This window comes from Tumebacillus lacus, from assembly GCF_026410385.1.
Taxonomy (GTDB): domain Bacteria; phylum Bacillota; class Bacilli; order Tumebacillales; family Tumebacillaceae; genus Tumebacillus; species Tumebacillus lacus.
In genome coordinates, this window is record NZ_JAPMLT010000018.1 from 15,340 (window position 1) to 30,194 (window position 14,855).

The 14,855-nt window shown below is 55.7% G+C and carries 17 protein-coding genes, 1 tRNA gene and 1 other annotated feature; all 18 genes read left to right on the forward strand.

What is annotated here, in order from left to right:
* Positions 1–14: 14 nt before the first annotated feature.
* The 18 genes from gltX to rpoB all read left to right on the forward strand — a co-directional run bounded on the left by gltX (position 15) and on the right by rpoB (position 14,852).
* Positions 15–1,460, forward strand: coding sequence for a glutamate--tRNA ligase (gene gltX, locus OS242_RS20420; RefSeq protein ID WP_267153527.1), 1,446 nt, complete (start codon positions 15–17; stop codon positions 1,458–1,460).
* A 144-nt stretch (positions 1,461–1,604) separates the two neighbouring features.
* Positions 1,605–1,781, forward strand: coding sequence for a hypothetical protein (locus OS242_RS20425; RefSeq protein ID WP_267153528.1), 177 nt, complete (start codon positions 1,605–1,607; stop codon positions 1,779–1,781).
* On the forward strand, positions 1,778–2,455 hold the full coding sequence (gene cysE / locus OS242_RS20430) for a serine O-acetyltransferase (RefSeq protein ID WP_267153529.1): 678 nt from the start codon (positions 1,778–1,780) through the stop codon (positions 2,453–2,455). The genes OS242_RS20425 and cysE overlap by 4 nt, the downstream gene beginning before the upstream one ends.
* Entirely contained in the window at positions 2,436–3,824 is a 1,389-nt protein-coding gene (gene cysS, locus OS242_RS20435; RefSeq protein ID WP_267153530.1) for a cysteine--tRNA ligase, read from the forward strand. The genes cysE and cysS overlap by 20 nt, the downstream gene beginning before the upstream one ends.
* On the forward strand, positions 3,809–4,282 hold the full coding sequence (locus OS242_RS20440; RefSeq protein ID WP_323372985.1) for a Mini-ribonuclease 3: 474 nt from the start codon (positions 3,809–3,811) through the stop codon (positions 4,280–4,282). The genes cysS and OS242_RS20440 overlap by 16 nt, the downstream gene beginning before the upstream one ends.
* 6 nt (positions 4,283–4,288) lie before the next feature.
* Positions 4,289–5,215 (forward strand): 23S rRNA (guanosine(2251)-2'-O)-methyltransferase RlmB, encoded by a 927-nt coding sequence (gene rlmB / locus OS242_RS20445; RefSeq protein WP_267153531.1) that lies wholly within the window; start codon positions 4,289–4,291, stop codon positions 5,213–5,215.
* Positions 5,216–5,235: 20 nt separating this feature from the next.
* On the forward strand, positions 5,236–5,751 hold the full coding sequence (locus OS242_RS20450) for an NYN domain-containing protein (RefSeq protein WP_267153532.1): 516 nt from the start codon (positions 5,236–5,238) through the stop codon (positions 5,749–5,751).
* A gap of 85 nt (positions 5,752–5,836) precedes the next feature.
* Positions 5,837–6,484: an RNA polymerase sporulation sigma factor SigH gene (gene sigH, locus OS242_RS20455; RefSeq protein ID WP_267153533.1), complete on the forward strand. Its 648-nt coding sequence runs from the start codon at positions 5,837–5,839 to the stop codon at positions 6,482–6,484.
* A 72-nt stretch (positions 6,485–6,556) separates the two neighbouring features.
* A tRNA-Met gene (locus OS242_RS20460) sits at positions 6,557–6,632 on the forward strand.
* Positions 6,633–6,853: 221 nt separating this feature from the next.
* Positions 6,854–7,003: a 50S ribosomal protein L33 gene (gene rpmG, locus OS242_RS20465; RefSeq protein WP_267153534.1), complete on the forward strand. Its 150-nt coding sequence runs from the start codon at positions 6,854–6,856 to the stop codon at positions 7,001–7,003.
* Between the two features lie 36 nt (positions 7,004–7,039).
* Positions 7,040–7,270, forward strand: a complete 231-nt coding sequence (gene secE / locus OS242_RS20470; protein WP_267153535.1) for a preprotein translocase subunit SecE — start codon at positions 7,040–7,042, stop codon at positions 7,268–7,270.
* Between the two features lie 75 nt (positions 7,271–7,345).
* Complete coding sequence (gene nusG / locus OS242_RS20475) at positions 7,346–7,879, forward strand: transcription termination/antitermination protein NusG (RefSeq protein WP_267153598.1); 534 nt, start codon at positions 7,346–7,348, stop codon at positions 7,877–7,879.
* A 114-nt stretch (positions 7,880–7,993) separates the two neighbouring features.
* Positions 7,994–8,419 carry a 50S ribosomal protein L11 gene (gene rplK, locus OS242_RS20480; protein ID WP_267153536.1) on the forward strand — a complete coding sequence of 142 codons (426 nt, stop codon included), beginning with the start codon at positions 7,994–7,996 and terminating at the stop codon, positions 8,417–8,419.
* Positions 8,420–8,528: 109 nt separating this feature from the next.
* The gene (rplA, locus tag OS242_RS20485; protein WP_267153537.1) at positions 8,529–9,215 is read left to right on the forward strand and encodes a 50S ribosomal protein L1; all 687 of its coding nucleotides are present in this window, start codon (positions 8,529–8,531) and stop codon (positions 9,213–9,215) included.
* Between the two features lie 78 nt (positions 9,216–9,293).
* Positions 9,294–9,434: a sequence feature (ribosomal protein L10 leader region), on the forward strand.
* 22 nt (positions 9,435–9,456) lie between these two features.
* The gene (rplJ, locus tag OS242_RS20490; RefSeq protein ID WP_267153538.1) at positions 9,457–9,945 is read left to right on the forward strand and encodes a 50S ribosomal protein L10; all 489 of its coding nucleotides are present in this window, start codon (positions 9,457–9,459) and stop codon (positions 9,943–9,945) included.
* Positions 9,946–9,999: 54 nt separating this feature from the next.
* Positions 10,000–10,362, forward strand: a complete 363-nt coding sequence (gene rplL, locus OS242_RS20495; RefSeq protein ID WP_267153539.1) for a 50S ribosomal protein L7/L12 — start codon at positions 10,000–10,002, stop codon at positions 10,360–10,362.
* Between the two features lie 120 nt (positions 10,363–10,482).
* Entirely contained in the window at positions 10,483–11,091 is a 609-nt protein-coding gene (locus tag OS242_RS20500) for a class I SAM-dependent methyltransferase (protein ID WP_267153540.1), read from the forward strand.
* Between the two features lie 224 nt (positions 11,092–11,315).
* Positions 11,316–14,852 (forward strand): DNA-directed RNA polymerase subunit beta, encoded by a 3,537-nt coding sequence (gene rpoB, locus OS242_RS20505; RefSeq protein WP_267153541.1) that lies wholly within the window; start codon positions 11,316–11,318, stop codon positions 14,850–14,852.
* The last annotated feature ends 3 nt before the right edge of the window (positions 14,853–14,855 follow it).

Here is a 14,855-nt window from a genome sequence, read left to right on the forward strand (position 1 = left end):
AAGGAGTTTTTCCCGTGACGGTACGCTTGAGATTTGCACCGAGTCCGACCGGACATTTACATATTGGCGGCGCACGCACCGCTCTCTTCAACTACCTGTTTACCAAGAAACACGGCGGCACCTACATCCTCCGGATCGAGGACACCGACCTCACCCGCAACAAGGAAAACGCGGAACAAGGCTTCATGAACGGCTTCCGCTGGCAAGGTCTCGCATGGGATGAAGGCGTCGAAGTAGGCGGCGAATACGGCCCGTACACCTGCATGGAACGCCTCGACGTCTACCAAGAGTACATCAACAAAGTCGTCGAGTCGGGTGCCGCTTACCCGTGCTACTGCACCGAAGCCGAGCTCGAAGCAGAACGCGAAGCCGCCATCGCCAACAACGAAGTCTACAAATACTCGGGCAAATGCCGCCACCTCACCGCCGACGAGCGCGCCGCTCTCGATGCGGAAGGCCGCAAAAAGACCATTCGCCTCCAAGTCAAACCGGACCGCGTTTACAAATGGGACGACATGATCCGCGACACCATCGAGTTTGAATCGAACGGCATCGGTGACTTTGTCATCGTCAAATCGGACGGCATCCCGACGTACAACTTCGCCGTCACCGTCGACGACGCCCTGATGAAGATCACGCACGTCGTCCGCGGTGAAGAACATATTTCCAACACCCCGCGCCAGTTGATGGTCTACGAAGCGTTCGGTTGGGAACCGCCGCTGTTTGCCCACCTGCCGTTGATCCTCAACGAGACCGGCAAAAAGCTCTCCAAGCGCGACGAGTCGATCATCCAGTTCATCGAGCAATACGAAGAGCTTGGCTACCTGCCGGAAGCGGTCAACAACTTCCTCGCCTTGCTCGGCTGGTCCCCGGCCGGCGAGCAAGAGATCTTTACGATGGACGAGTTGATCGAACAGTTCTCGTTTGACCGCGTCTCCAAATCGGGCGCGATCTTTGACACCAACAAGCTGAACTGGATGAACGGCCAGTACATCAAAGCGGCCGACCTCGACCGCATCGTCGACTTGGCGATCCCGCACCTGCAAAAAGCAGGCTACATCGGCGCCGATTTCGACCGCGCGTGGGTGGCGGAACTGGTCTCGCTGTATAAAGACGGCATGCTCTACGTCGCCGAGATCGCCGCCCTGTCCGAGATGTTCTTCACCGAAGAAGTCGCATATGATGAAGAAGCAAAAGCGGTGCTCGCCGAAGAGTCCGCTCCGGCTGTGCTCGCCGCATTCCGCGACAAGATCGCCGAGCTGGAAGAGTATACAGCAGATACGATCAAAGGCGCACTGAAAGACGTGCAAAAAGAGACCGGCTTCAAAGGCGCGAAATTGTTCATGCCGACCCGCGTCGCAGCCACCGGCCAAACGCACGGCCGTGATCTGAACGTGACGCTTTATCTGCTCGGACGCGACAAAGTCATCGCCCGTTTGAACAACATCATCGAAGCGTAAAAGAATCAGAGCAAGGAAAAGTACAGAGGAAACGCCCTCCCAGAGAGTGTTCGCCACGAACCCCGCCAGTTGCATCGGGTCGTGTGCTGCGAGCGAACACGGGGACACGGCCTCTCGAATGCGCCTTGCTCTTCGCGGGAGGAAATGCCCGACGGCAGACCGCCGTTATCGGTCAAGAGCGGGTGGGCGAACGAACGTTCGATCACCAAGCAGAGTGGAACCGCGGTCAACGAGCCGTCTCTGTCAAAAGCGCCTGGCATCGGCGTCTTTGGCATCGAGACGGCTTTTTTCACGCACAACGAGAAGGATGTGACATCATGATCAAGCGGATGCGAGAAGACATCCACGCGGTCTTCGACCGCGACCCGGCGGCACGCAGCGCGTTCGAGGTCGTGTTGACCTATTCCGGTCTGCATGCGATCTGGCTGCATCGGATTTCAAACTTTTTCTGGTTGCGCGGCTGGTTCACCGCAGCCCGCATCATCTCGCAGCTCGCCCGCTTCCTCACCGGGATCGAGATCCATCCCGGTGCGACGCTGGGCCGACGGCTGTTTATCGACCACGGCAGCGGCGTCGTCATCGGCGAGACGGCGGAGATCGGTGACGATTGCACCCTGTATCAAGGGGTCACGCTGGGCGGCACCGGCAAGGAGAAAGGCAAGCGGCATCCGACCCTAGGCAACAACGTCCTCGTCGCGTCGGGAGCCAAGGTGCTCGGCTCCTTCACCATCGGCGACAACTCGCGGATCGGCGCCGGCTCGGTCGTGCTGCGCGAGGTGCCGGCCAATTCCACCGTCGTCGGCATACCGGGCCGGATCGTGATCCAGGACGGCCAGAAAAAACAGCAGGACCTCGACCAGATCAACTTGCCTGACCCGGTGATGATCCTGCTTAAGCAAATGCAGTCGGAGATTGATCGTTTGCAGACAGAAGTGGAACGCTTAAAAGAACAGCAAGAGATAGGAGGAAAGCGCGATGTCAATTCAGGTGTATAACACCATGACACGCAAAAAAGAGCGATTTGAACCGCTCGAACCGGGAAAGGTAAAAATGTACGTGTGCGGGCCGACGGTCTATAACTATTTTCACATCGGCAATGCCCGTCCGTTCGTCGTCTTTGATACGATCCGCCGCTATCTGACCTACAGCGGCTACGAAGTGCACTACGTCCAAAACTTCACCGACGTCGATGACAAGATCATCAAGCGCGGTCATGAAGAGGGGCTGACCCCGCAGCAGGTGGCAGACAAATATGTGGACGCGTACTTTGCCGATGCGGATGCGCTCGGCGTGGAACGAGCCACCGCTCATCCTCGCGTCACCGAGGAGATGCCGGAGATCATCGAGATGATCGAGCGTTTGATTTCAGGCGGTCACGCCTATGAGTCGGAAGGCGATGTGTATTTTTCCACGCAGAGCTTCCCGGAATATGGCCGACTGTCCGGACAGACGCTGGAAAATCTGCAAGCGGGTGCCCGTGTCGAAGTGAGCGAGAAGAAAAACAGCCCGCTTGACTTCGCGCTGTGGAAAGCGGCGAAACCGGGCGAGATCTCTTGGGATTCTCCGTGGGGCGCAGGCCGACCGGGCTGGCACATCGAGTGCTCCGCGATGAGCTTGAAATATCTCGGTGAGCAGATCGACATCCACGGCGGCGGCGTCGACCTGACCTTCCCGCATCACGAGAACGAAGTGGCGCAGACGGAAGCCTGCACGCACAAAACGTTCGCCAAGTACTGGCTCCATAACGCTTTTATCAACATGAACAACGAAAAGATGTCCAAGTCGACCGGCAACTTCACCACCGCCAGCGACCTGCTCCAAAAATACGACGGCCGCGTGTTGCGCTTCCTGATCCTCTCCGCACACTATCGCAATCCGGTCAATTTCTCCGAGGAGTTGGTCGGCAACGCCGATGCCGGATTTAGCCGGATCACCACCTGCTATGAGAACCTCCGGTATCGATTAGGGACCGCATCGGACGGTCATGCTGATACTGTGGACCTCGAGAGCTACCGCGCCAAATTCCGCGCCCGCATGGATGATGATTTCAATACGGCCGATGCGATCACCGAGATCTTTGAGTTGGTCGGCGATGCCAACCACTATTTGCGCCAAGAGAGCGTGTCGGCGCAGGCACTGACCGGCTACATCGAGCTGATCGAGGAGTTCATGGGCGTGCTGGGCATCTCCGTGGCAGCGGAAGAAGCTTCGCTCGACGCCGAAGTGGAAGCGTTGATCGCAGCGCGCACCGAAGCCCGTCAGACGAAGAACTGGGCGCGCGCAGACGAGATCCGCGATCAACTGACCGCGATGGGCATCGTGCTGGAAGACACGCCGCAGGGCGTGAAATGGAAGCGGGTGTAGCGATGACCTTCGACACCGAAGGATTAAAAGGACTCACCTCCCTCGATCACATGAGCAAAAAACCGAACGAGATGCCAGGTCTTGCCCTCGCCTATATCGGGGACGCGGTCTGGGAGATTCTCGTGCGCGAACATCTGCTCTGCCTCGGGGAGATGAAGCCGGACCGACTGCACAAATTTGCCACGCGCTACGTGAAGGCCAAGTCGCAGTCGGACGTGTTGCATCACATCATGGAGACGTTAAGCGAAGAGGAGCTCTCCGTGATGAAGCGCGGGCGCAATGCCAAATCGGGATCGGTGCCGAAAAACGCCGACCTGATCGACTACCGGCACGCGACCGGCTTTGAAGCGCTGCTCGGCTATCTGTATTTGCAAAGACGCTATGACCGCGTGCAAGAGATCGCGCAGGCGGGCATCTCATTTTTAGAAAACCAACCGACACAGACACAAGGGAGATAGACACTCATGAGAAAACCGAAAAACAGCAAACCGGGCCGCAGCGGCCGCACCGTCGTCGGACGTACCGGCCGTGACTTCGCAGGACGCGATAAAAAAGAAGGCCGTGAAAACCGTCCGCCGCGCGCACCGCGCACCGAGAACCGGGATCGTGACCGGGAGCGCGACCGTGAGGAAGCGGTCGGCCAAGGGACGGGCAACGAGCAGGTAGAAGGCCGTCACCCGGTGCTGGAAGCGCTGAAGGCGGGCCGCGAGATCAACAAGATCCTGCTGCTCGAAGACTCGCACGGCTCCACCGTCATGGAGATCCTGACCAAAGCCCGCGCCCAAGGCATCCTGATCCAAAGCGTACCGAAAGCCAAGCTCGATGTGATCGCGGAAGGCCGCAACCACCAAGGCGTCATCGCCTACATCTCCGCCAAGGAATACGTCGAGCTCGACGTCATCGTCGAAGCGGCGAAAAACTCGCCCCGTCCGGGTCTGATCCTCGTCCTCGACGAGATCGAAGACCCGCACAACCTCGGCTCGATCCTGCGCTCCGCCGATGCGGTGGGCGCACACGGCGTCGTCATTCCGAAGCGTCGCGCTGTGCCGCTGACCGCCACCGTGGCCAAATCGTCGGCAGGCGCGATCGAACACGTGCCGGTTGCCCGCGTCAACAACATCTCCCAGACGATCGAATCGTTGAAGAAGATGGGCTACTGGGTCGTCGGCACCGATGTGGACACGCAGCAACTCTATCATCAGGTCGACATGACCGGCCCGACGGTCATCGTCATCGGCAACGAAGGCAAGGGACTCGGCGAAGTGGTTAAAAAGCGCTGCGACCACCTCGTGCGCCTGCCGATGGTTGGACAAGTCCAATCGCTTAACGCCGGTGTTGCGACGGGCATCCTGCTCTACGAAGCGCTCCGTCAGCGCGGCGGCAAGAAGTAAGGCGGACCTTTTCTTCCGCCATGCTGCGCGAGATCCTGATCGTCGACGGGTACAACATCATTGGCGACTGGCCGGAGCTGCGCGCCTTGAAGCTCGAACGCTTGGAGGCGGCCCGGGACCAGTTGATCGATGATCTCAAAGAATACAAGGCGATCACGGGCCGGGACGTGATCGTCGTCTTTGACGCCCATCTGGCCCGCGGGAACCGGTCTGAAGAGATCATCGCGGGCATCAAATTGATGTACACGAAAGAACTGGAAACGGCGGACGAGCTGATTGAACGGCTCGTCTTTATGTTCGAGCGAGAAAAGGTCAGACAGCATATTTACGTCGCCACCAGCGACTACGTGGAGCAGCAGGTCACTTTCGGCGGCGGTGCGTTGCGCATCTCCGCCAGGGAGCTGCGCCAAGATGTGATCGATGCCAAAAAGGAAATTCGGGAGCGAGTCAAGCAAATCCCGACGCAACACAATCGACTGGACAGCTATCTGACACCGGAAGTTCGGGAAAAGTTTGAAAAGTGGAGAAGGAAATGACGGAAGTTAGCAATTGACCCTGTTAGATTACATAAAGTATAATACTCTTATCTTGGCGCCACGCCTGTAGTCGGAGGGATGAGAGTTGGCAAGCACTGTTCCTGCAGGTCAATTGCAAGACCTCGAGTCGATGTCCGACGAGGTCTTGGTCGAACTGGTGCGACAAGGCGATGACGAAGCTCTTGAATATTTGATCCATAAATACAAGAATTTCGTACGCGCCAAAGCACGTTCTTATTTCCTGATCGGTGCCGATCGTGAAGACATTGTCCAAGAAGGCATGATCGGTTTGTACAAATCGATCCGCGACTTCCGCGACGACAAGCTCGCTTCGTTCAAAGCGTTTGCCGAGCTGTGCATCACACGGCAGATTATCACCGCGATCAAGACGGCCACCCGTCAAAAACATATCCCGCTCAATTCCTACGTGTCTTTGGACAAGCCGATCTATGACGAAGATTCGGATCGCACGCTGCTTGATGTGATCTGCGGTTCCCGAGTGACCGACCCGGAAGAACTGATCATCAACCAAGAAGAGTTTGATGATATCGAAGTTCGCATGGGCGAGATCTTGAGTGACTTGGAACGCAAAGTGCTGATGCTCTACCTCGACGGACGCTCTTATCAAGAGATCGCTGTCGATCTGAAACGTCATGTCAAGTCGATTGACAACGCCTTGCAGCGGGTCAAGCGCAAGCTGGAACGCTACTTGGAGATTCGGGACATTAATTAATTTGTTGACTGTTGCGGTCGTTTTCTGTATGATTAGATTGTCGGTCAGAGCGTCAGGCTCGGCCGACCCTGACGCGGGGTGGAGCAGTTGGCAGCTCGTCGGGCTCATAACCCGAAGGTCGCAGGTTCAAGTCCTGTCCCCGCAACCAACTATAGACGCAGCAAAGACAGGTCAAAATTGCCTGTCTTTTGCTTTATCCGTTTAAGATGGCAAATAGTTGGTCATGATACAGATAGTGCCGCGTCCAATCGACGGCCATTCAAGGCATTTCGATTGACATCACTATAGCCATGTGCTAAATTAACATAGGTATCCATGTCTTTGTACAAGTCTGCCTATACCAGAGCAACCTAGTAGGAGGTGTCATAGATGCGCGTGAACGTCACCATGGCTTGCACCGATTGCAAGCAACGTAACTACATCACGAAAAAGAACAAGAAGAACAACCCGGACCGCATCGAGATGAAGAAGTTTTGCAAGTTCTGCAATTCTCACACTGTGCACCGCGAAACCCGCTAATGGTGCTTACACCACTCGAACAAGGGGTGAACACACATGGCAAACGCAGTTGCAGGTGAGACGAAACAGACTCGCCCAGGCTTTTTCAAGCGATCCACACTATTTTTCAAGGACGCATGGGGTGAGCTGAAGCGCGTGCGCTGGCCGAACCGGAAGGAGCTCTTCTCCTACACCATGGTCGTGCTGGTCACGTGTATTTTTGTCATTCTCTTGATCTTGTTGTTCGACGCAGGGATCAACTACCTGTTGAGACTGATCGGGCTTTAAGGTCTTGAGCGCTTTAACCAAACTATCCACAGCTATAGGGGGGACGGGCATCCTGCCCTCACGTTCATGGAACAAATCGAGAAACAGTGGTATGTCGTCCATACCTACTCCGGTTATGAGAACAAAGTAAAGACCAACCTTGAAAAGCGCGTCGTTTCGATGGAGATGGAAGACAAGATTTTCCGTGTCCTTGTCCCGACGGAAGAGGCGGAAGAGGTTAAAAACGGGAAGAAGAAAAACGTACAGCGTAAAGTATTCCCGGGCTACGTGCTCGTCGAGATGATCATGACCGACGATTCTTGGTATGTCGTGCGTAACACGCCCGGCGTAACTGGATTCGTGGGATCTACCGGCGCAGGTTCGAAGCCGATCCCGCTCAAGCCTGGCGAAGTCAAGACGATTCTCAGATCGATGGGTGTGGAAGAGGTCAGACGGAAGATCGAATTCGCCCTCAAGGAAGCGGTTCGCGTGACGGACGGGCCTTTTGCAAACATCGTGGGCTCCATCGAGGAGATCTACGAGGACCGACAGAAACTGAAAGTTCTCGTCTCCATGTTCGGTCGTGAAACCCCACTCGAGCTTGACTTTGATCAGGTCGAGAAGCTATAATCTTGTGTGGTTATGTTTAGGTCTACTGCAACACTGTGCTTTAGACCTTGTTTTTAGTGGGAGGAGCCCGAGGTTCCGTTTGTACCACATTCTCTGAAGAAGGAGGTGGACGTAGTGGCTAAAAAGGTAATGAAACTGGTGAAGCTTCAAATCCCGGCAGCAAAAGCCACCCCTGCACCGCCGGTAGGTCCGGCACTTGGTCAAGCTGGGGTAAACATCATGGGCTTCTGCAAAGAGTTCAACGCTCGCACCGCAGACGCAGCAGGCTTGATCATCCCGGTTGTCATCACGGTTTATGAAGACCGTTCCTTCACGTTCGAAACCAAGACCCCGCCGGCTGCAATCCTGCTGAAGAAAGCTGCAGGCATCGAGTCGGGTTCCGGTGAACCGAATAAAAAGAAGGTTGCAACCGTCAAGCGCGCTCAAGTTCGTGAGATCGCTGAGACGAAAATGCCTGACCTCAACGCAGCGAATGTTGAATCCGCAATGCGTATGGTCGAAGGTACCGCTCGCAGCATGGGCATCACGATCGAAGACTAATCACGTCTTCATCTTCTCGTCGGGGGTTGGTAGAGACTAGTCGCTGCCAGCCCTTATTCGTGGGAGGTTGCTTGTCACCCGATATCACCACAAAAGGAGGAACTTCGAAATGGCAAAAGTAGGCAAGAAATATGCTGAAGCTGTCAAACTCGTCGACTCCGCACAAGCTTACGCACCGGTTGACGCTGTTAACCTGGTCAAGCAAGCGGCTCGCGCAAAGTTTGACGAAACTGTAGAGGTTGCTTTCCGTCTGGGCGTTGACCCGAAGAAAGCTGACCAACAAATCCGCGGTGCGGTTGTACTGCCGCACGGCACCGGCAAGACCCAACGCGTTCTCGTCTTCGCAAAAGGCGAAAAAGCAAAAGAAGCTGAAGCTGCTGGTGCAGACTTCGTCGGTGATGAGGACCTCATCAACAAAATCAACCAAGGCTGGTTCGATTTTGATGTTGTGGTCGCTACTCCGGACATGATGGCTTCTGTTGGTAAACTCGGTCGCGTACTCGGTCCGAAAGGCCTGATGCCGAACCCGAAGACCGGCACCGTTACCTTCGACGTAACGAAAGCTGTCAACGAAATCAAAGCTGGTAAGATCGAATACCGCGTCGACCGTCAGGGCAACATCCACGCTCCGATCGGCAAAGTTTCCTTCGAAACCGAAAAGCTGGTTGAAAACTTCCAAACCCTCGTAGACACCCTGCAAAAGGCGAAGCCGGCTGCAGCAAAAGGCACCTACATGAAGAACGTTACCGTTTCTTCCACCATGGGCCCGGGCGTCAAAGTTGCAGTAACCCTGTAATACCGAGATTTGGAAGCTCATATACGAGAATCTACACTTTGACTTTCTGAGTCATGCGTGATAAGATAGACCTCGTTCCTAAGTGAATATGAGCAACCGTAGACAGTAGGTAACCGGCTCGCCGGTAGAAATCCTACCGAGGTGTGACGATAAACGACTGACTTGTTCAGTGTTTGTGTGCCCTCGCATCTTGTCTGCGGGGGCTTTCTTCTTGACATGAATAAGTACAGGAGGTGTAACGATGGGTATCCGTGAAGAAAAAGTCACTCTCGTCAACGAGATTGCTGAGAAGCTTCAAAACTCTAAATCCACGATCATCACTGACTACCGCGGCCTGACCGTTGCGGAAGTTACCGAACTCCGCGCGAAACTGCGCGAAGCTGGCGTTGAATTTAAAGTTCTGAAGAACACCATGACCCGTCGCGCGGCTGACCAAGTGAACTTGTCCGAAGTGAACGAGTTCCTGACCGGTCCGAGCGCGATCGCGTTCTCCTACGACGATGTAGTAGCTCCGGCGAAGATCCTCAACGACTTCGCAAAAGCTCACAAAGCTCTCGAACTGAAAGCTGGCATCGTTGAAGGCAAAATCATCGGCCAAGCAGAAGTAACCGCACTGGCGGAACTGCCGAACCGTGAAGGTCTTCTCTCCATGCTTCTCTCCGTGCTGCAAGCTCCGATGCGCAACCTGGCATACGCAGTTTCGCAAATCGCAGAAAAGCAAGAAGCGTAATTTACTCGCTTCGTAGCACCACACAACAATATCTATTTTGGGAGGTTCACTATAATGTCTAAAGATCAAATCATCGAAGCCATCAAAGGCATGTCCGTTCTCGAACTGAACGACCTCGTTAAAGCAATCGAAGAAGAATTCGGCGTAACCGCAGCAGCTCCGGTTGTTGTTGCAGGTGGCGGCGCAGTTGCAGCTGCTGAAGAGCAATCCGAATTCGACGTCATCCTGACCTCTGCTGGCGGTTCCAAGATCAACGTTATCAAAGTTGTTCGCGAACTGACCGGTCTGGGCCTCAAAGAAGCAAAAGAAATCGTCGACAACGCTCCGAAGGCGATCAAAGAGAAAGTTTCCAAAGAAGATGCGGAAACCCTCAAAGCGAAGCTGGAAGAAGCTGGCGCATCCGTCGAAGTCAAGTAATTGCCTTTCGACCGATAAAAGCACCTTGTCTTGCGACAAGGTGCTTTTTATTTGCATTTTTACCGGAACCTAGATATTCTTTTCTTTGAATTGGGTACATTAGGCATAGGAGGTGCGTCTGTGAGCGATCACTACTATTCGAATAAACCGACCGTCGCCAGTCAGTTGCGTCAGGTCCACATCACCCTGCGCGGGTTCGATTTGAACTTCTGGACAGATGCGGGGGTGTTTTCGAAAGGACAGATCGACTTCGGCAGCGAGCTTTTGATCGAGACGATGGAGATGCCGTCCGACGCGAACGTGCTCGATGTCGGATGCGGCTACGGGCCGATTGGCATTACGGCATCGCGATTGGTTCCGGAGGGTTCGGTGACGATGGTCGATGTCAACGAACGCGCGGTGGAGTTGGCGAAGCGAAACATCGAGGCCAACGGCGTGACCAACGCAAAGGCGCTGATCAGTGACCGGTTGGCAGGGGTCGAAGGGCGACTGTTCGATTGCATCCTGACCAATCCGCCGATTCGCGCCGGCAAAGCGACTGTGCACTCCATCTTCGAACAGGCGGCCGCTCACCTGACCGACCGGGGCGAGTTGTGGGTTGTTATTCAAAAGAAGCAAGGTGCACCCTCGGCGAAAAAACGTTTGGAGGAGCTCTTTGACAGCGTGGAAGATGTGGCGCGCGATGCGGGCTATCGGATCTTCCGTTGTGGGCAAGTGATCCACAAATAGAACATTTGTTCGCAAATTTTTCGTTTGACATTCGATTTTCGATATTGTATAGTTATAAAATGCGTACTGCCATAATCAGGGGAGTGTGTCGAAATAATGTTTATTCGACCGCTGGGATGGCAATACATGAATATTATGCTGTTCTTGAAATGTGGTTACATAACTGTATCGCATTTTATTTTTTTGGTGCGAGTCATCGACCAAAGGTATGAGGGGTGACAGATTTGAAGGGACAACTAGTGCAATACGGCAGACGCCAGCGTAGAACGTACGCACGTCTCGAAGAGGTTTTGGAACTGCCGAACCTGATCGAGATTCAGCAGAAGTCCTATCAATGGTTCCTCGACGAGGGCTTAAAAGAAATGTTCCAGGACATTTCGCCGATTCAGGACTTTACGGGAAACCTGGTGCTGGAGTTCGTTGACTACAGCCTCGGGGAGCCGAAGTACTCCGTCGATGAATCTAAAGAGCGCGACGTCACGTATGCTGCTCCACTGCGCGTGAAAGTTCGCCTCATCAATCGTGAAACGGGTGAAGTCAAAGAGCAGGAAGTCTTCATGGGCGATTTCCCGCTGATGACCGACACGGGCACGTTCATCATCAACGGTGCTGAGCGCGTCATTGTCTCTCAGCTAGTTCGTTCCCCAAGCGTCTACTTCAATACCAAGATCGATAAGAACGGGAAGAAGGCGTTTACCGCGACCGTCATCCCGAACCGCGGTGCTTGGCTGGAACTGGAGACCGACGCGAAAGACATCATCTACGTGCGTATCGACCGTACGCGGAAAATCCCCGTCACGGTGCTTTTGCGCGCACTCGGCTTCGGTACAGACGCGGAGATTCTCAACCTGCTCGGGGAAGACGAGTTCCTGCGTAACTCCTTGGACAAGGACAACACCGAAACGACCGAGAAAGCTCTTCTCGAAATCTACGAGCGCCTGCGTCCGGGCGAACCGCCGACGCTGGAGAACGCTCGCAACCTGCTGATCTCCCGCTTCTTCGATCCGAAGCGATATGACCTTGCAAACGTCGGTCGCTACAAGATCAACAAGAAGTTACATATTAAAAACCGTCTGCTCGGTCAGCGTCTCGCAGAGACTTTGATCGACCCGACCACCGGTGAGATCATCGCAGAGGCAGGTCAGATCCTCGACCGCCGCCTGCTCGATCGCATCCTGCCGGCTCTGGAAAGCAACGGTGTCAACTACACCACCTACAAATCGACCTCCGGCGTCGTCGAAGAAGAGATCATCCCGCTGCAGGAGATCCGCATCTTCTCGCCGCGTGAGGACGGCAAGGTGATCAAGGTCATCGGCAATGCGAACGTCGACAAAAACGTCAAGCACATCACGGCGTCCGACATTCTCGCGTCGATCTCCTACTTCATCAACCTCCTGCACGGCGTCGGCAACACCGACGACATCGACCACTTGGGCAACCGTCGCCTGCGCTCGGTTGGCGAACTGCTCACCAACCAGTTCCGCATCGGTCTGTCCCGTATGGAGCGCGTCGTCCGCGAGCGCATGTCGATCCAGGACGCGAACGCGATCACGCCGCAAGCGTTGATCAACATCCGTCCGGTCATCGCAGCGATCAAAGAGTTCTTCGGCTCCTCGCAGCTCTCGCAGTTCATGGACCAAACCAACCCGTTGGCAGAACTGACGCACAAGCGTCGTCTCTCGGCCCTCGGTCCGGGCGGTCTGACCCGTGAGCGCGCAGGCTTCGAAGTTCGCGACGTCCATCACTCTCACTACGGCCGCATGTGCCCGATCGAGACCCCGGAAGGTCCGAACATCGGTTTGATCAACTACCTCTCCACCTACGCGCGCGTCAACGACTACGGCTTTATCGAGACTCCGTATCGCAAGGTAGACCCGGAAACTCAGCGGATCACCGATGAGGTTCACTACCTGACCGCCGATGAAGAGGACAACTACGTCATCGCTCAGGCAAACGCGGGCATCGACGAAGTCCGCACCCTGATCGACCCGCAGGTCATCGTCCGCTACAAGGAAGAGACGTTGCTTCTGCCGCCGGACCGCGTCGACTACATCGACGTCTCGCCCAAGCAGGTCGTATCGGTCGCGACCGCGTGCATCCCGTTCCTTGAGAACGATGACGCGAACCGCGCGCTGATGGGTTCCAACATGCAACGTCAGGCTGTGCCGCTGCTCAAGCCGCAAGCGCCGTTCGTCGGCACCGGCATGGAGCACAAAGCAGCGAAAGACTCCGGTTCCACCGTTGTCTCCCGCCACAACGGCGTCGTCGAGCGCGTGGCAGCCAACGAAGTATGGATCCGCGAACAAAAAGAAATCGACGGCAGACTCGTCAACGGCGATCTGCGCAAATACAAGATGCTCAAGTTCACCCGTTCCAACCAAGGGACCTGCATCAACCAACGTCCGATCGTCGAACAAGGCGAGAAGATCGTCAAGGGGCAGATCATCGCCGACGGCCCGGCAACGGACCAAGGTGAGTTGGCACTGGGCAAGAACGTCATCGTCGCGTTCATGACCTGGGAAGGGTACAACTACGAGGATGCCATCCTGCTCTCTGAGAAGATGGTCAAAGAAGACGTCTACACCTCCTTGCACATCGAGGAATACGAGTGCGAAGCGCGTGACACCAAGCTCGGTCCGGAAGAGATCACTCGCGACATCCCGAACGTCGGGGATGAAGCACTGAAAAATCTCGACGAGCGCGGCATCATCCGCGTAGGCGCAGAGATCGACGCTGGCGACATTCTCGTCGGTAAAGTAACGCCGAAGGGTGTTACCGAGCTGACCGCAGAGGAACGCCTCCTGCACGCGATCTTCGGCGAGAAAGCTCGCGAAGTCCGCGACACCTCGTTGCGCGTCCCGCACGGCGGCGCCGGCATCATCGTCGACGTCAAAGTCTTCACCCGCGACAACGGCGACGAACTGCCGCCGGGCGTCAACCAACTGGTTCGCGTCTACATCGCACAAAAGCGCAAGATCTCCGAAGGTGACAAGATGGCAGGTCGCCACGGCAACAAAGGTGTCGTCGCCCGCATCATGGCAGAGGAAGACATGCCGTTCCTCGAAGACGGCACGCCGGTCCAGGTCGTCCTGAACCCGCTGGGCGTTCCGTCCCGTATGAACATCGGTCAGGTCCTCGAGACTCACCTTGGCATGGCAGCCCGCGCACTCGGACTCTCCGTCGCGACTCCGGTCTTCGACGGCGCGCGCGAAGAAGACGTGTTCGACACGCTTGAAGAAGCCGGCCTTGCCCGCGACGGCAAGCACGTGCTCTACGACGGCCGCACCGGCGAGCCGTTCGAGAATCGCGTCACCGTCGGTTGCGTGTACATGCTGAAACTTCACCATCTCGTCGACGACAAGATCCACGCCCGTTCCACCGGCCCGTACTCCCTCGTCACCCAGCAGCCGCTCGGTGGTAAGGCGCAGTTCGGCGGCCAGCGTTTCGGGGAGATGGAGGTCTGGGCGCTGGAAGCATACGGCGCGGCCTACACGCTCCAAGAGATCCTCACCGTCAAATCCGACGATGTCGTCGGTCGCGTGAAAACATACGAAGCGATCGTCAAAGGCGAGAACGTGCCGGAGCCGGGTGTTCCGGAGTCGTTCAAAGTCTTGATCAAGGAACTGCAATCCCTCGGCATGGACGTCAAGATCCTGTCCGAAGACGAACAAGAGATCGTCATGCGTGAAAGCGACGAAGACGATGATTCGGGTGAAAAGCTCAACCTGAATCTTGCTGCCCGCGAAGTCGGCGATGAGTAAGAA